The sequence below is a fragment of the Streptomyces colonosanans genome (assembly GCF_001866645.1).
In the GTDB taxonomy this organism is placed as follows: domain Bacteria; phylum Actinomycetota; class Actinomycetes; order Streptomycetales; family Streptomycetaceae; genus Streptomyces; species Streptomyces colonosanans.
This window is the reverse complement of record NZ_MLYP01000014.1, coordinates 23,494-40,678: the sequence shown is the minus strand read 5'-3', so window position 1 is coordinate 40,678 and position 17,185 is coordinate 23,494. Positions and strand designations below refer to the sequence as shown.

Below are 17,185 nucleotides of genomic sequence, written 5' to 3'. Positions count from 1 at the left end.
AAGCTAATATGCGTTGGGTGGCACTGACCGCAGTCGCGCCGGTGGCCTGGGGGACCAACTACTTCGTCACACACGAGTTCCTGCCGGACGACCGCCCGCTGTACGGGGCCGCCCTGCGGGCGCTGCCCGCCGGCCTGGTTCTGCTGGCCCTGTGCAGGCAGCGGCCGCACGGCGCGTGGTGGGGGCGGTCCGCGGTGCTCGGGCTGCTCAATATGAGCGTGTTCTTCGTCCTCGTCTACGCCGCTTCCCAACTGCTTCCGACGAGCGTCGCCTCGACCGTCATGGCGATGTCCCCGCTGACGATGATGCTCATCGCCTGGCCCCTGGTGTCCGAACGGCCCCGGACCGCCCATCTCGCCGGTGCCGCGATCGGGTTCGGCGGGGTCTGTCTGATGCTGCTCACGGGGGCGGAAGGGGTGAGCGTGCCGGGAGTCCTCGCCTCGGCCGCCGCCATGCTGGCGTCGTCCTTCGGCCACATCCTGGCCAAACGGTGGAGCGACGGTGTCGATGTGCTCGCCTCGACCGCCTGGCAACTCACCGCCGGGGGTCTGTTCCTGCTCCCGGTCGCCGCGGCCGTGGAGGGCCCTCCGCCCGCGCTCTCCCCATCGACGCTCCTCGCGTTCGGCTACGTCGCCCTGGTCGCCACCGCACTGGCCTTCGCCGCCTGGTTCACCGGGCTGCGGCACCTGTCTGCGGGGACAGTCGGACTGATCGGACTGCTCAACCCCGTTACAGGCGTGCTGCTCGGCACAGCGGTCGCCGGAGAGGTGGTGACCGTCCAGCAACTGTGCGGGCTGGTCCTGGTCGTGGCCGGAGTCGTCCTGGGTCAGCCCAGGCGCGCCGGTCGACGCGACAGCAGCCAGACACCTCCCCATCCGGTATCCGGCGAGTTTCCCGTGGGAACGCCCTCGATACGCAAGCCCTTGTGAGAATCAGGCGTGGAGGCAACGGCTTGGTGGCAGGGCGCCGGGGATGGGCCGGTGGGGAGATGTGATGTGTGGTGACTCAGGACTGGGGGCGGCGAAGTCCGGGCGTGGGACCGTTCTTGAGGGCTTCGACGAAGGTGGTGAAGGCTCCGGTCGGGAGGGAGAGAGTGGCTCTGGCTGGGGCCTTGGAGTCGCGGACGGCTATGCGGGTGCGACGGTTCGCGACTTCCACGCAGGCGTTGCCGTCGCCGCTGCCGGAGTAGGAAGACTTCCGCCAGTTGTCGGGGCTGGTCACCGAGCGCCTCACAGTCTCTTGGTCAACCTGTGGATGAGGTCACGCGACCGCGTGGGGTCGAGCGACGCTGCCTCAACTCTACGGAAAAGTGTTCGGAAGACGCCGAGTTGCGCTTCGGAGTCAATGAAGAGCGCGCCGTGAGGGCCGTCGCGTACCACTGTGTCCAGCTTGGAAACTGGGCCACCGACGTACACCATGGCGGCTGTGATGTCGGCGAAGTCGTCCAGTTCGAAGGGGATCACGCGGACGGTCACGTGGTCTGCTTCGGACAGCTCCAGGATGCGGGCCAGCTGAGCCTGTGATGCGGCGCGGCCACCTACCCTGATCCGCAATGCTGCCTCGTGTACCAGCACTTCGTAGCGGACAGGTTCCGGCTGCTCGAGGATGACGCGTCGCTGCATGCGATGACGTACGCGCAACTCTAGTTCGTCTTCGGGTAGTTCCGGAACACGGCAGGAAAAGAGTGCCCTCGCGTAGCCCTCGGTCTGGAGCAGGCCGGGGACATGCAGGAAGTCCACGTCCCATCGGTAGGTGCAGTGGTATTCCAGCTCTGACAGGTCCAGGAACGAAGTGGGGAGTAGTCCCCGGTACTCCTCCCACCAGCCACGTGTCCGATCGGTAGCCAGTATGACCAGGGCGTCGACGAACTCGCCGTCCATGCACGCGTAGTGGGACGCAAGGCGGCGAAGGCGCTGCTCGCTCACGCCTGTGAGACCTGACTCGATGTGGCTGATCTGGACGCGATTCGCTCCGATCAGCGCCGCTGCCTCGCGCGCGGAGAGTCCCGCCGCGTCACGGAGTCGGCGTAGCTCGACCGCCAGGCGCATCTGACGTGCTGTGGGTTCGCGCCTCAGGACCATCGATTACTCCTCGGTTCAACATGCCTGTCGGTGCGACTCGTTCGGGGTCAGATTACGGGATCTACTTGCTGCGGATAACAGGTTAGGTCTACCGTCAGTCACGCAACGCACACTCTGCGAAATGCCGGGTTCGCGGAAGCGCACCGCTCCGTCCTGCCGTGACGGTCGCGGCAATGCCACCGCGCGCCCACTGCAACCTCCCATCGATCAACCGGAGTTGCCCCATGCCCGAAAACGTGGACGAACCCTGGGAGTACTGCCTGTACATCCCGAACGACCTGCGTGCCGTCACCATCAGTCGCCGCACCCTGCGTGTGATCCTCACCATGCATGGACTGATCCGCCTGGTCGACACCGCCGAACTCCTCGCCACAGAACTGATCTCCAACGCCGTACGCCACACCAAGGGCCCGGCCGCGCTTCGCTTGCGCTGGTCCGCGGGGGTGCTGCGGATCGGGGCGTGGGACGCCGACCCCGAGCCGCCGGAGCCGCCCGTGCCGCTGGAGCGGCTCGCCGACATGGAGGAAGGGCGGGGGCTGGCGCTGGTCCGGGCCTGCGCCGACCTGTGGGGCTGGCAGCCGCTGGCGCGAGAAGGCAACCGAGGCAAGGTCGTGTGGTGCGAACTGGCCGCTGTGGCCTGAACGGTCTTTCGCTGCCCAGGGGTTGACCCCCGAACTCGGCGGCTCGTACGGTCTGCTCCACTGCAAGCTGCTGAAAGTTTGCAGCAATTCCCTTCACAGGGTCCCAGCGCCCCGAGCAGGCCCCCACCACAGATCCTTCAACAGGGGCAAGTCGAGCTGCTGACCGGCCGTACCCTCTCGGCCGGACATCCTCCGGTCGAGAGGGTGATCGTAACCGCGGTGGAACTGAAATTTCTTGCTCCGACTTTCACACCTCTTGCTGTAAGCGTTTCGTCGGCGGTACGGTCGCGCGGGCGCCCGGCGACGAAGCCGTCCCGCGGCGAGGGATCGGACCCACGCGATCCCCAACGAGCCTTCATCGCAGAGAGGTTTCGCCCGTGATACCGAGATTGCCGGCGCCCCGGACGCGCCGCACCCCGTATCGGAGAAGGGTCGCGGCCACCGTGGTCGCCGCGCTCGCCGCCGCGCTGCTCCCACCCCTCACCGCGCGGGCCGCGACGCCGCCCGCGCCCCCGTCCGACGCGCAACTCGCCGCCCAGCCCGCCCGGCACGACGCCACCCGCGAGCAGTTCTACTTCGTGCTTCCGGACCGCTTCGCCAACGGCGACACCTCCAACGACCGCGGCGGCCTGACCGGTTCGCGTCTGGCCACCGGCTACGACCCCACCGACAAGGGCTTCTACCAGGGCGGCGACCTCAAGGGCCTGACCCAGCGGCTCGACTACATCAAGGGCCTCGGCACCACCGCCATCTGGATGGCCCCGATCTTCAAGAACCGGCCCGTCCAGGGAACCGGTGAGAACGCCTCCGCCGGCTACCACGGCTACTGGATCACCGACTTCACCCAGGTCGACCCGCACTTCGGCACGAACAAGGACCTCCAGACCCTCATCTCGAAGGCGCACGCCAAGGGCATGAAGGTCTTCTTCGACGTCATCACCAACCACACCGCCGACGTCGTCGACTACGAGGAGAAGTCCTACGACTACCTCTCCAAGGGCGCGTTCCCGTACCTGACGAAGGACGGCCGGCCCTTCGACGACGCCGACTACGCCGACGGCGCCACGCGCTTCCCGGCGGTGGACGGCTCCTCCTTCCCGCGCACCCCCGCCGTCCCCGCCGCGCTGAAGAACGCCAAGGTCCCCGCCTGGCTCAACGACCCGGCGATGTATCACAACCGCGGAGACTCCACGTACGCCGGTGAGTCCTCCACGTACGGCGACTTCGTCGGACTGGACGACCTGTGGACCGAGCGTCCCGAGGTCGTCCAGGGCATGGAGAAGATCTATGAGCGCTGGGTGCGGGACTTCGGCGTCGACGGCTTCCGGATCGACACCGTGAAGCACGTGAACATGGAGTTCTGGACGCAGTGGGCGACCGCGCTGGACGCGTACGCCGCCCGGCAGGGCCGCAAGAACTTCTTCATGTTCGGCGAGGTCTACTCCTCCGACACCTCGGTCACCTCGCCCTACGTCACCCAGGGCCGCCTCGACGCGACCCTCGACTTCCCCTTCCAGGAGGCGGCCCGCCAGTACGCCTCCCAGGGCGGCAGTGCACGCAAGCTGTCCTCCGTCTTCGGCGACGACTACAGGTACACCACCGACAAGGCCAACGCGTACGAGCAGGTCACCTTCCTCGGCAACCACGACATGGGGCGCATCGGGTCCTTCCTGAAGCAGGACGACCCGAAGGCGACAGACGCCGAACTGCTGAAGAAGGACGAGTTCGCCAACGAGCTGATGTTCCTCAGCCGCGGCAACCCGGTCGTCTACTACGGCGACGAGCAGGGCTTCACGGGCTCCGGTGGCGACAAGGACGCCCGCCAGACGATGTTCGCCTCCAAGGTCGCGGACTATCTGGACGACGACGAGATCGGCACCGACCGCACCCACGCCAGCGACTCCTACGACACCGGCGCACCGCTCTACCGGCAGATCAGCGCCTTGTCCAAGCTGCGCAAGGACAACCCCGCGCTCGCCGACGGCGTCCAGACCGAGCGCTACGCGGCCGACGGTGCGGGCGTCTACGCCTTCTCCCGCACGGGCACCGACGGGACCGAGTACGTCGTCGCGTTCAACAACGCCGACCAGGAGAAGACGGCGACCTTCGCGACCGGATCGGCGCAGATGACCTTCCGCGGCCTGTACGGCACGGACGCGTCCGTCAAGAGCGACGCCGGCAAGCAGGTGACGGTCACCGTCCCGGCCCGGTCCGCCGTCGTCCTCAAGGCCGAAGGCAGGCTCGGCGCCCCCGTCGCCAAGCCGACGATCATCCTGAAGGCCCCGGAGGCGGGCGCCACCGGCACCGTGGAGGTCTTTGCGGAGGTCGCAGGCGGGCAGCTGAACCGTGTCGTCTTCGCCGCCCAGACCGGGGACGGCGCCTGGCGCACCCTCGGCTCCGCCGACCACGCGCCGTACAAGGTCACCCAGGCCATCGGCAAGGACATACCGGCCGGAACGGCCCTGCGCTACAAGGCAGTCGTGATCGACTCGGCCGGCCGGAAGGCGAGCGCCACGGCCGAGACCACCACCGGCACCCCGCCCGCGCCCGAGGTCCCCACCGCCTCCTCCCGCGACTACGCGATCGTCCACTACAAGCGCGCCGACGGCGACTATGGCGACTGGGGCCTGTACGCCTGGGGCGACCTCGCCGACGGCGAGTCGACGACCTGGCCGGACAGCCACCCGTTCACCGGACGGGACGCCTACGGCGCCTTCGCCTACGTCAAGCTCAAGCCCGGCGCCTCCGGTGTCGGCTTCCTCGTCATCGACAAGGACGGCGCCAAGGATGTCGCCACGGACCGCACCATCGATGTCACCAAGACCGGCGAGGTGTGGGTCGAGCAGGGCAAGGAGGCCGTCCTCACCGAGAAGCCGGCCGCGGACTACCCGGCGCAGGACAAGACCAAGGCGGTCATCCACTACCACCGCGCTGGGGGTACCTCCCAGGCCGAAGGCTCTGGGGGAGGGGACTACGACGGCTGGGGCCTGCACGTGTGGACCGGCGCCGCGAACCCCACCGACTGGGCGAAGCCCCTGCAGCCCGTGCGGACCGACGCCTACGGAGCGGTCTTCGAGGTACCGCTCGCCGACGGTGCCACCAGCCTCAGCTACATCGTCCACAAGGGCGACGACAAGGACCTCCCCACCGACCAGTCCCTCGACCTCAAGGCGAACGGCTACGAGGTGTGGCTGCTGAACGGCCAGGAGAAGTACCTGCTTCCCCAGCCCGCGGGCAGCTCGGCCGCCCTGGACCCGACCACCTCCAAGGCGATCTGGATCGACCGGAACACGCTCGCCTGGAGCGGCGCCGACGGCGCCGCCTCCACCCAGCTCGTGTACTCCCACGAGGGTTCGATCGCAGTGAAGGGCGGCACGCTCACGAGTGACGACGAGCGCTGGCTGCGGCTGACGAGGACCACGCTCACCGACGCCCAGAAGGCGAAGTTCCCGCACCTGAAGGACTACACCGCCTGGTCCGTCGACCCGCGCGACCGCGACCGGGTGCGCCAGGCCCTCGGCGGCCAGATCGTCGCCTCGCAGCGGGCCGCGAACGGCGCGGTCCTGGCGGCGACGGGCGTGCAGATCGCCGGAGTGCTCGACGACCTGTACGACGCGACGAAGGCGGACCTGGGGCCGACCTTCCAGGGCGGCCGTCCCACGCTGGCCCTATGGGCGCCGACCGCACAGAACGTCTCACTGGAGCTGGACGGCTCCACGGTCGCCATGCACCGAGACGCCGCCACCGGCGTCTGGTCCGTCACCGGACCGGCGTCCTGGAAGAACAAGCCTTACCGGTACAGCGTCACCGTGTGGGCGCCCAGCGTCCGGAAGATCGTCACCAACAAGGTCACCGACCCGTACTCCCTCGCCCTCACCGCCGGCTCCGAGCGCAGCCTCGTCGTCGACCTGAAGGACAAGTCCCTCGCCCCGGGCGGCTGGTCGACCCTGAAGAAGCCGAACGCCGTGCCGCTCAGGGACGCCCAGATCCAGGAACTGCACATCCGGGACTTCTCCGCCGCGGACAAGACCGTACCGGCCAAGGACCAGGGCACGTACCTCGCCTTCACCGACAAGAACAGCGACGGCTCCCGGCATCTGCGGGACCTGGCCGCGGCGGGCACCTCGTATGTGCACCTGCTGCCCGCGTTCGACATCGCGACGATCCCCGAGAAGAAGTCCGAGCAGGCCACCCCCGACTGCGACCTCGCCTCCTACCCGGCCGACTCCGACCGGCAGCAGGAGTGCGTCTCTGCCACCGCCGCGAAGGACGCCTACAACTGGGGCTACGACCCGTACCACTACACGGTCCCCGAGGGCTCCTACGCCACCGACCCGAACGGCACGGACCGCACCGTCGAGTTCCGCAAGATGGTCAAGGCGCTGAACGAGGACGGCCTGCGGGTCGTGATGGACGTCGTCTACAACCACACCGCGGCCGCCGGGCAGGCGGACACCAGCGTCCTCGACAAGGTCGTGCCCGGCTACTATCAGCGGCTGCTCGCCGACGGCTCGGTCGCCAACAGCACCTGCTGTGCGAACACCGCGCCCGAGAACGCGATGATGGGCAAGCTGGTCGTGGACTCGATCGTCACCTGGGCCAGGGAGTACAAGGTCGACGGCTTCCGCTTCGACCTCATGGGCCACCACCCGAAGGCCAACATCCTCGCCGTGCGCAAGGCGCTCGACGCGCTCACCCCCGCCAAGGACGGCGTCGACGGCAAGAAGATCATCCTGTACGGCGAGGGCTGGAACTTCGGCGAGGTCGCGAACGACGCCCGCTTCGAGCAGGCCACCCAGCAGCACATGGCCGGCACCGGCATCGCGACCTTCTCCGACCGTGCCCGGGACGCCGTGCGCGGCGGGGGCCCCTTCGACGAGGACCCGGGCATCCAGGGCTTCGCATCCGGTCTGTACACCGACCCCAACCCCGCCGCGGACAACGGGACGACGGCCGAGCAGAAGGCCCGCCTGCTGCACTACCAGGACCTCATCAAGGTCGGTCTGACCGGCAACCTCGCCGCCTACCGTTTCACCGACACCGACGGCAAGGAGGTCACCGGCTCCGAGGTCGACTACAACGGTGCGCCCGCCGGCTACGCGGACGCACCGGGCGACGCGCTCGCCTACGCCGACGCGCACGACAACGAGTCGCTGTTCGACGCGCTCGCCTTCAAACTGCCGAAGAACACCTCGGCGGCCGGCCGGGCCCGTATGCAGGTCCTCGCCATGGCCACGGCCGGCCTCTCGCAGGGCCCGTCGCTCTCCCAGGCCGGCTCCGACCTGCTGCGCTCCAAGTCCCTGGACCGCAACTCCTACGACAGCGGCGACTGGTTCAACGCCATCCACTGGGACTGCCGGGACGGCAACGGCTTCGGGCGCGGACTGCCGATGGCGGCCGACAACCGGTCCAAGTGGGACTACGCGGGGCCCCTGTTGACCTCCGTCAAGGTGGGATGCGACCAGATCGACGGCGCCTCGGCCGCGTACCGCGACCTGCTGAGGATCCGCACGACCGAGCCCGCCTTCTCCCTCGGCACCACCGGCCAGGTGCAGTCGCAGCTCTCCTTCCCGCTGTCCGGGAAGAACGAGACACCCGGCGTGATCACCATGGAGCTGGGCGACCTGGTCGTCGTCTTCAACGCGACGCCGGGCAAGCAGCAGCAGACGGTCGGCGCCCTCGCCGGGAAGCACTACGCACTGCACCCGGTGCAGTCCGCGGGCACGGACCCCGTCGTCAAGACGTCGTCGTACGCGGCGGAATCCGGCACGTTCACCGTGCCGGGCCGCACCGTGGCGGTCTTCGCCCGGGGCACGCGCTAGCGCAATGGCAGGGCGGGCTCGGAACTCCGGGTCCGCCCCGCCGTTCCCCGCGTGGAACCGCACGTTCGAGAGCTGACCGCTTCAGGACGCGAGGGCGACGAGCCGGGTGATCAGGTCGCTGAAGGGCCCGTCGTTCGGCTCGTCCCGGAGGACGCCGCGCAGCAGCGCCGCCATGTCGGCGTCGTACGCGGCGCTGACCGCGACCAGCGCCCCGAAGTCATGTACGAGCTGTACCTCCAGCTCGCCCCGTGGCACCCGCCGGCCGTCCAGCCAGAGCAGCGCCGTCGACTCCGCGAGCGAGATCCATGAGCGGATGACCAGCTCCAGCCGCGCCGGCGGATCCTGGACCCTCAGATGCGCGAGGATCTGCACGTACGCGGCCTGCCGCACCGAGTCGATCAGTGCGTGCGTTCGCGACAGCGCATCTCTGGAGCGGGCGCTGCCCGCGGAGACGGCGGGGCCGCTGCGCATCAGCGCCGAGAAACCGGGGCCGTGGTCGTCGACGAAGTCGAAGAAGCGGCGCATCACCCGCAGCAGCCGCGCCCCCAGCGGGCCCTCCTCCGGCTCCACGAACCGCGCCGCGAGATCCTCCGACGCACGCTTCAACGCCGCTTCGTACAGGCTGAGTTTGCCGGGAAAGTAGTGATAGAGCAGCGGTCGGGAGATACCGGCGGCCGACGCTATCTCGTCGATGGAGACCTCTTCGGGAGAGCGCCGGCTGAACAGCTCGAGCGCGACGCCGATCAACTGCTGCCGCCGCTCCTCGACTTCCATTCTGCGACGTACGCCGGTAGTCATGCGAACACCTTACCGATCGGATCCGACCGCGAACGGGCCGGAGGGATCACGGCAGTTCACTGTCCAGGACGATGCGCTCACCCAGCGCCCGTGACACACAGATCAGCATCGAGTCACCACGCTCCGCGTCCGTGAGCAGCTCGTCCCGGTGGTCGACCTCACCGTCCAGTACCCGCTGCTGACAGGTCCCGCAGAAGCCCTGCTCGCAGGAGTACAGGGTGCCCGGCAGCTCCGCGCGGACCGCGGCGAGCACGGAGGAGTCGGCCGGCACGGTCACCGTGCGGTTGCTGCGCCGCAGTTCGACCTCGAAGGGATGGTCTCCACCGGCCGTGGCACGCGGCGCGAACCGCTCCGTGTGAAGACCGGCACCCTCGGGGAGACGGGCCTCCACCGCCTCCATCAGCCCCTCGGGGCCGCAGCAGTACACGGCCGTACCCGCGGGCACGTCCCTGAACAGCGCGTCCAGATCGGGCCGCCCGTCCTCGTCCTCGGCGACGACCGTGACCCGGTCTTCTCCCAGCTTCTCGATCTCGTCCAGGAACGGCATCGAGGCACGGCTGCGCCCGCCGTACAGCAACCGCCAGCGTGCGGTGGGCGGAAGACTCCGCAGCATGGACAGGATCGGGGTGATCCCGATTCCGCCGGCCACGAAGACATACGCGGGCGCATCCACGAGCGGGAACCGGTTGCGCGGCCCGCGCACCTCGACCTGCGTCCCCTCGCACAGCCGCTCGTGCACCTCGCGTGACCCGCCGCGCCCGTCCTCGACGAGCCGGGTCGCCACGGTGTACGACGCGGTGTCCGTGGTGTCCCCGCACAGCGAGTACTGCCGTACGAGCCCCGAGGGCAGCACCAGGTCGATGTGCGCGCCCGGCTCCCAGCGCGGCAACTCCCGTCCTTCCAGGCGCAGTCGTACTACATCGTCGGCGACGGTCTCGTGCCGGGCGACCCGGAGCCGCAGCGCACGGGTGCGCGGCCGGCCGGAGACCGGCTCCTCCAGGGCGGGCAGCGGCCACAGCGGCGACTCCTGGATCCGGCGGCGCAGCGCCCGCCGGGCGAGCAGCGCGGCACCCGCGACGACCACGACGGTCCGCAGCCCGGGCATCACGCCACCCCCTTCTCGGCGGCGATCGCGGCGGGGGAGGCGGCGAGGTAGGCGACGGCCTGCGCGGCGCAGCCCTCCTGCGAGGGATGGTAGGTGCGGCCCAGATAGCGCGGTATCGATCTGAGCATGGCGCCGGTCGACGGCAGCACACCCTCCTGGCCCCGCCGATGGAAGTCCCGGAAGGTGGCGCGGCCCGCGACGAGCGTCGGGTCGTTCTCCATGAAGAACCGCGTCCCGCGCTGCCACAGGAACACCAGCGCGCTGAACGCGGCCGCCCAGGTCCGCACCCGCCGCCGGTAGTCGCCGTCCAGGTGCATGAACAACTCGTAGGCCACCGACCGGTGTTCGACCTCCTCGGCGCCGTGCCAGCGCAGCAGGTCCAGCATTGTGGGATCGGCCCCGCGGCGGTCCAACTCGTCGGCGTTGAGCACCCAGTCGCCGAGGAACGCGGTGTAGTGCTCGATGGCCGCGATGAGCGCCACCCGCTCCATCAGCCACCATCTGCGGGCCCGGCCCGGCGGCAGGGTCCGGTCGCCGAGAAGCTTCTCGAAGAACCAGTCGACCTGGGCGGTGTACGGGGTCGGGTCGAGCCCGAGGTCCCGCAGATGCGGCAGCACCTCGTCATGGGCCTGGGAGTGCATGGCCTCCTGGCCGATGAACCCGATGACGTCCTCACGGAGCCGCTCGTCCCGGATGTACGGGAGGACCTGTTTGTAGACGTGCACGAACCAGCGCTCACCGGCGGGCAGCAGCAGATGCAGCACATTGATGGTGTGCGAGGTGAACGGGTCCTCGGGAACCCAGTGCAGCGGGGTGTCCTCCCAGGAGAAGGACACCCTCCGCGCTGTGAGCACCACCCGGGCCTGGTTGTTAGACATGGCGTCAATGTACTGACGAGTAAGCCCGTGCAGAACCCCTGTGTGCTGTTTTTCCGACGCGACCGTGCTCGCCCATGACGGTGGAGCCCGACCGCGTGGGACCTACCGCAGCCCGCTGACCGTCTTCCCGTTCGTCAGGGTCCCGGTCAGCCCGGCCTCCGCACCGTGCTTCGCCCGCACCGCCAGCAGGTTCCCCCGCGCCGACCCGCTTACCCCGCCGCTCGCCGTGATCGACGCGGTGTCCTTGCTCCCGGCGGCGAGCAGATACCAGCCGCCCGCCGCGGACTTCCACAGCACGCCCGCCAGCACATGGGGATCCTTCGCGCCGCACGCGGGAACACTCTCGGCCTTCGCCACCACCGCTCCGAGCGCCCCGCCCGGCGTGTGGAACTGCGCCAGCACCCTGGGTTCGTCGCCCCGCCAGGTGTCCGCCCGTGTGCACACCCACGTCGCCGCCCCCGTACCGTCCGGCAACGTCTGCCGTGCGTACTCCCAGGCGTTCACGGACCGCACGCCCTGCGACCGCATTGCCGCGAGCGAGCACGCGAACGGCGACCAGGTGCGCAGTGCCGCCGCCCCGGACGCCTCCTGCGGCGCGGTCGGCCGCCCCACGGTCAGATGCGCCGGCGTCAGCTCCCCGAGGTCGGTCAGCAGACGCGTGCCCGCATCGTCGGTCAGCTGCAGCACGTTCCACGACGCGCACGAGCCGGTCTGCTGCGCCGGGCTGGCCAAGGGCGCGGTCACGCCGTCGGCCGGACCCAGATCCATCGTCCCGGACGCGGGCTTCATCAGGTCCCGCTCGCCCGCCTTGGTCACCCAAGGAGCCGTCAGATAACGGACGTTGCCATCGACGCGATCCAGCACCACCGCGTCGGCCTCGGCGCCGGTGGCCGCGTCGACCCGCGCGAAGTCGAGCGCGGCCCCCATCGCGCCGTTCTTCGGCTCGGCGTACCGCGCGACGCGCAGACCGTCGTAGAAGATCACTACGCGCGCGGAGTCGACCTCGCCCGCGTACAGCAGCTGCGGCGGTCCGGCCGGACCGCCCGACGGCGTGCCGGGGGTCACCGATACCTGGACGGAACCGCTCGGCCGCGCCCACACGGCGAGCGCCCGGCGCAGCAGCGCGCTGTCACCGGCGAGGTTGCCGCGCGCGGGCCACACGGAGAGGTCGGTGCGGGCCGCCGTCCTCCACGCGGTGGGTGCCACCTTGGTCACTCTCGCCGGATCCAGGGCGGCCCGGGCGGCCGGGTTCTGCGCGTACGAGGGGGCTGCCGCCCCGTCCGGGCCCCTGCCGTCGCCCGGCAGCGCGAGCAGGGCCCCGCACACCGCGACGGCTGCAGCGGCGGCGAGCGCGGCCTTCGTGTGCTGTCTGCGCCGCATCAGATCGGTGGGCCGCGCCTGCAGCGCACACGGGTCGAACGCGGGGGAGCCGAGCAGCGCGCCGTGGACCGGTACGCCCGCGGCCTCCTGGACGGCCGCCGCCGGGTCCGCGACGCCTGCCGCGGCCAGCACCTTGCGTACGCCGTCCTCGGAGAGCTTCTCCAGGCCCCGCAGCACATAGGCGGCGCGGGCCGCACCGGACAGTGTCGACAGCCGTTGGTCCAGGGCGAGTTCGTCGGCACCGCTCGCGCGCGGGATGAGCCTCAGGCCCCACACCCGGGGGAGCAGGGGCGGTAGCTGAGACCGCTTCGGCCAGGCCGCACGCTTCGGCGGAGGGGCCGCCTCCAGCACCGAACGCACCACCCGGAGGCGGATGAAGGAGTATCCCGGGTCGCCGTCGCGGGCCTCCCCGCCTTTGCCCTGGGTCGGGATCACGGTCGTGGAGGCGCGCCCGCGGGGCAGCGCCCGCTGGGTGAGGGCGTGTGCGGTCAGCACCCGCCGGCTGCGGCCGAGCCCCGGAGGCAGCACCAGATAGGCGAGCCGGACGAGCCGCGGGTAATGCGCGACGAGCGCGGCCTGCGCCTGCTCGACGTCGACGACCGGTTTGGAGTGCCGAGTCGGGCGGGGGGCGACATCCTGTGAGTGCACGTCCAGCAAAACGAGCGAGGCCATCGTTGGTCACCTGGACCGCCCCGGAGGCGGGGCGCGCGACGGCTCGTGGGAGGAGGGGAAGGATCAGTTCTCCGGGTCGACCAGCTGCCGCGCGTAGTTCGTCATCGACCGCTGGTAGCGCGGAAGATGAGGTGCGAGTGCGCCGAGGACGAGGGACAGCCCCTCGCGGTCGCGACCCAGACTGGACAGGCACAGGGCCAGACAGGCGCGTACGGCGTCGTTCAACTCGTCCGACGGAGCGTCGAGTTCGGGCGTGAGCAGCTTGACGCCCTCCTCCGCCCGGCCGGTGTTCCGCAGCGAGCTGGACAGCTGGATCTTCGCCCGGCGTCCCCGGTAGCCGTCGAGGCCGCGGGCCAGCGCCTCCCGGTACAGGGGCACCGCCTTGTCCGAGTGGCCCGTGGAGTCCCAGGCGCAGGCCCGCTCGAAGGGGCCGAGCGGGCTGTCCTCGGGCAGTTCGGCGACGAGGGCGTCGATCACCGCCCGGAAGTCCGCCTCGCCCGCTGCGGAGCCGCCGGTGGATTCCGTCCCGACGTAGTCGTCGAAGGCCGCCCAGGCGGCGGTCACGCGCTGCTCCCAGTCCTGAGTACTCACGGGTCCCCCTTCGTCGTGGATCTCTGAGGCGACCCACCTTCGCACGGGTGTGCCCGCCGATGGCAGGGGATTTCCCTGATCTCGGAGGGGGCCGTGGCGCCCTTGAGTACGGGGCGCTCCGGAGCCGTACGGAAGAGCGAGGCCCGCCAGGGGCCCTCGACGGCACGGCCGCCACGATCGGAGGTACACATGAGGTGGACAGGGGATGGCCACCGGGCCGGGGGGTGTACTGACGACACCCCCCGGCCCGGTGTTCACAGTCCGAGCACCTTCGCCTCCACCGCGGGGTCGAGGCCCAGCGCGACCCGGCCGGGCCGCTGCCGCAGCGGCGCGACCCCGCCGATGTCCTGGAGCCACGTCCAGGTGTCGTGCACGGTCTCCTCGACCGGTCGGCACCGCAGCCCGTCCCGTATCGCCCGGGACACGTCGACGCTGTGCAGGGCCGCCTCCTCCTCGCTGCCGGACGGCACCCACACCGGCAACTGCGTCCACGGCTCGATCCCGGCGTCGAGGATCACCTCGGGCGCCGTCCACCGCAGCTCCGCCTCGCTCCCGGTGGCCCGGACACACTCCTCCAGCAGCGCGCCCATCGTGGTGTGCCCGCGCGGGGCGACGAGGTTGTACGGCCCGCTCAGCTCCCGTTCCGCCGCCCCGAGGGTCCACTCGGCGAGGTCGCGGACGTCGACGTACTGGACGGGCAGGTCCCGCGGTCCCGGAGCCAGGACCGGGCCCCCGCGGGCGATCCGGTTCAGCCACCACGGCAGCCGCCCGATGTTCTCGTACGGGCCGAGGATCAGCCCGCACCGCACGAGCACCGAGCGGTCCGCGCCGAAGGCGTCCACCGCGGCCAGCTCGCCGCCCCGCTTGTCCCGGCCGTAGTCGATCTGCTCCGCGTCCGCCGACCCTTCCACGAGGGGCGCGTCCTCGTCGTAGCCGGGGTCCGGTGCCCACGCGTACACCGAGCAGGTCGACACGTACACATACCGCGCCGCGCGCCCGGCCAGCAGCCGCGCGGTGTCCCGGACGGCCCGCGGCGCCCCCGACCAGGTGTCCACGACGACGTCCCACTCTTCCCCGGCCGCTTCATCCGCCAGCGCCGTGAGACCGTCGGGCGCGGTGCGGTCGCCCAGCAACGACCGCACCCCGGGCGGTGCTTCGTGATGACCGCGGTGGAAGACGGTCACCTCCCAGCCCCGCCCGAGTGCCGCCTCCACGATGGCCCGCCCCACGAACTCCGTACCGCCCAGCACCAGAAGTCTCATACCGGCAACTCTGCCCGGCCGGAGCACGGCGCGGAAGCGAGTTCTGCTGACAGAGAAGATCCGAACCGGCGGCGCCGCGGTGTCGCGTCAAGGGCCGGCGTGCGGCGCGTACTTGGGGTGAGCGTCGCGGTCCTCGTCCTGGCACGCCCCACTGACAACGCGAGGGGGCGCACACCAGAGCGGTGTGCGCCCCCTCGCGGAGCGAGCGAGATCAGACCTGGCCGGCCTTCTCCAGCGCGGCGCAGCACGTGTCGGTGAGCAGGCGCGTGACCACGTACGGGTCGACGTTGGCGTTCGGGCGGCGGTCCTCGATGTAGCCCTTGCGGTCCCTCTCGACCTGCCACGGGATGCGGACCGAGGCACCGCGGTCGGCGACACCGTACGAGTACTCGTCCCACGGGGCGGTCTCGTGCGCGCCGGTCAGGCGGTCGTCGATGCCGGCGCCGTAGTTCTTGACGTGGTCCAGCGGCTTGGAGCCCTCGCCGAGCGACTCGCACGCCGTGATGATCGCGTCGTAGCCCTCGCGCATCGCCTTGGTGGAGAAGTTGGTGTGCGCGCCGGCGCCGTTCCAGTCGCCCTTGACCGGCTTCGGGTCGAGGGTGGCGGAGACGTTGAAGTCCTCGGCGGTGCGGTACAGCAGCCAGCGGGCGACCCACAGCTGGTCGGAGACCTCCAGCGGGGACAGCGGACCGACCTGGAACTCCCACTGGCCGGGCATGACCTCGGCGTTGATACCGGAGATGCCGAGGCCCGCCTTCAGGCAGTTGTCCAGGTGCGCCTCGACGACGTCACGGCCGAAGATCTCGTCCGCGCCGACACCGCAGTAGTAGCCGCCCTGCGGGGCCGGGAAGCCGCCCTCGGGGAAGCCGAGCGGACGCATGCCGTCGAAGAAGGTGTACTCCTGCTCGATACCGAAGATCGGCTCCTGCGCGGCGAACTTCTCGGCGACCTCGGCCAGCGCGGCACGCGTGTTGGACCGGTGCGGGGTCATGTCCGTGTTGAGGACCTCGCACATCACCAGGATGTCGCCGCCGCCGCGGATCGGGTCGGGGCAGGAGAAGACCGGCTTGAGCACGAGGTCAGAGAAGTGGCCCTCGGCCTGGTTGGTGGAGGACCCGTCGAAGCCCCACAGCGGCAGCTGCGCACCCTGGGCGTCGCCCGCCAGGATCTTCGTCTTGGAACGAAGCTTGGCCGTCGGCGCGGTGCCATCGATCCAGATGTACTCAGCCTTGAAGGTCACGGGGGCTCATCCTTCGGGGTCTCGACCGTGAGGTCGCGTTGGTGCGGATGCGCGGCGCAGCGGCAGCGGGGCGCGGTGTGTTGTGCTGCCCCGCAGCCTGTCAACCTGCGATTTCCCGACCATTGCCCAAATGTGAACCCCGTGTTACGTGCGGCTTGTGTGCCGGGAATCACATGGTGGCCGACGGGTGCGGCCCAGGTCGTGAGGGGATGCCGGCCGGTGCCCCCTCGGGGTCCGTCACGGCCTCGCGCACCCCGGTGAGGAATTGCCGCACCGCCGCCAGTTCCCGCTCGTCGTACTCCTCGAGCAGGTCCACCGCCCGCCCGATCAGCGGCCCGAAGAACTCCCATCCCAGTTCCACCGCCCGCGCGTCGACCTCGACGAGCACCCTCCGCCGGTCGCGTCCGTCCCGTACCCGCCGCACGTGCCCGAGTCGTTCGAGGCGGTCGATCAGGGCTGTGGTGCCGGCGGAGTTGAGGCCGAGGAGGGCGCCGAGGCGCCCCGCGGTCATGTCCTCCCCGGCGCGGGACGCGTCCATGAGGGCGATCAGGGCGCGGACGTCCGTCGGGTGCATGCCGTTCCGGTTCGCGAACCGGGCGCTGTGCAGGCCGAGTTCGACGGTCACCGCACGCAGGAGGTGGACGATCTCCAGCTCCGGTCCCGGGTCTGCCTGCTCTGCCATGTCCACCACCGCATCCTCAAGGTTCCGCTATAT

General features: G+C 70.3%; 13 protein-coding genes. 3 read left to right on the top strand and 10 right to left on the bottom strand.

From position 1 onward, the window contains the following. Nucleotides 1-8: 8 nt before the first annotated feature. Nucleotides 9-929 carry an EamA family transporter gene (locus BIV24_RS06525; RefSeq protein WP_071365196.1) on the top strand — a complete coding sequence of 307 codons (921 nt, stop codon included), beginning with the start codon at nt 9-11 and terminating at the stop codon, nt 927-929. Between the two features lie 76 nt (nt 930-1,005). Here the strand turns inward: BIV24_RS06525 and BIV24_RS06520 are convergent, their stop codons facing one another. Then, a complete protein-coding gene (locus BIV24_RS06520; RefSeq protein WP_071365230.1) occupies nt 1,006-1,221 on the bottom strand; it encodes a DUF397 domain-containing protein in 216 nt (71 codons plus the stop codon). Nucleotides 1,222-1,229: 8 nt separating this feature from the next. Next, complete coding sequence (locus tag BIV24_RS06515; RefSeq protein WP_071365195.1) at nt 1,230-2,081, bottom strand: helix-turn-helix domain-containing protein; 852 nt, start codon at nt 2,079-2,081, stop codon at nt 1,230-1,232. 224 nt (nt 2,082-2,305) lie between these two features. On the opposite strand from BIV24_RS06515, the gene BIV24_RS06510 reads away from it, so the two are divergent. Beyond that, complete coding sequence (locus BIV24_RS06510) at nt 2,306-2,722, top strand: ATP-binding protein (RefSeq protein WP_071365194.1); 417 nt, start codon at nt 2,306-2,308, stop codon at nt 2,720-2,722. A 377-nt stretch (nt 2,723-3,099) separates the two neighbouring features. Continuing rightward, a complete protein-coding gene (gene pulA, locus BIV24_RS06505) occupies nt 3,100-8,544 on the top strand; it encodes a pullulanase-type alpha-1,6-glucosidase (RefSeq protein ID WP_071365193.1) in 5,445 nt (1,814 codons plus the stop codon). An 81-nt stretch (nt 8,545-8,625) separates the two neighbouring features. Here the strand turns inward: pulA and BIV24_RS06500 are convergent, their stop codons facing one another. The 8 genes from BIV24_RS06500 to BIV24_RS06465 all read right to left on the bottom strand — a co-directional run bounded on the left by BIV24_RS06500 (nt 8,626) and on the right by BIV24_RS06465 (nt 17,152). Next, nucleotides 8,626-9,342, bottom strand: coding sequence for a TetR/AcrR family transcriptional regulator (locus tag BIV24_RS06500; RefSeq protein WP_079168043.1), 717 nt, complete (start codon nt 9,340-9,342; stop codon nt 8,626-8,628). 46 nt (nt 9,343-9,388) lie between these two features. Next, nucleotides 9,389-10,447, bottom strand: a complete 1,059-nt coding sequence (locus BIV24_RS06495) for a PDR/VanB family oxidoreductase (protein ID WP_071365191.1) — start codon at nt 10,445-10,447, stop codon at nt 9,389-9,391. Then, nucleotides 10,447-11,325 (bottom strand): metal-dependent hydrolase, encoded by an 879-nt coding sequence (locus BIV24_RS06490; protein ID WP_071365190.1) that lies wholly within the window; start codon nt 11,323-11,325, stop codon nt 10,447-10,449. Before BIV24_RS06490 ends, BIV24_RS06495 begins: the two co-directional genes overlap by 1 nt. Before the next feature lie 102 nt (nt 11,326-11,427). Then, nucleotides 11,428-13,353, bottom strand: coding sequence for a hypothetical protein (locus tag BIV24_RS06485; RefSeq protein ID WP_071365229.1), 1,926 nt, complete (start codon nt 13,351-13,353; stop codon nt 11,428-11,430). 87 nt (nt 13,354-13,440) lie between these two features. After that, nucleotides 13,441-13,968 (bottom strand): tetratricopeptide repeat protein, encoded by a 528-nt coding sequence (locus BIV24_RS06480; RefSeq protein WP_245766687.1) that lies wholly within the window; start codon nt 13,966-13,968, stop codon nt 13,441-13,443. A gap of 254 nt (nt 13,969-14,222) precedes the next feature. Then, nucleotides 14,223-15,230: an SDR family oxidoreductase gene (locus BIV24_RS06475; protein ID WP_107459237.1), complete on the bottom strand. Its 1,008-nt coding sequence runs from the start codon at nt 15,228-15,230 to the stop codon at nt 14,223-14,225. Between the two features lie 211 nt (nt 15,231-15,441). Then, nucleotides 15,442-16,470 (bottom strand): glutamine synthetase, encoded by a 1,029-nt coding sequence (glnII, locus tag BIV24_RS06470; protein WP_071365188.1) that lies wholly within the window; start codon nt 16,468-16,470, stop codon nt 15,442-15,444. 169 nt (nt 16,471-16,639) lie between these two features. Next, complete coding sequence (locus BIV24_RS06465) at nt 16,640-17,152, bottom strand: MarR family transcriptional regulator (RefSeq protein ID WP_071365227.1); 513 nt, start codon at nt 17,150-17,152, stop codon at nt 16,640-16,642. Nucleotides 17,153-17,185: the final 33 nt, after the last annotated feature.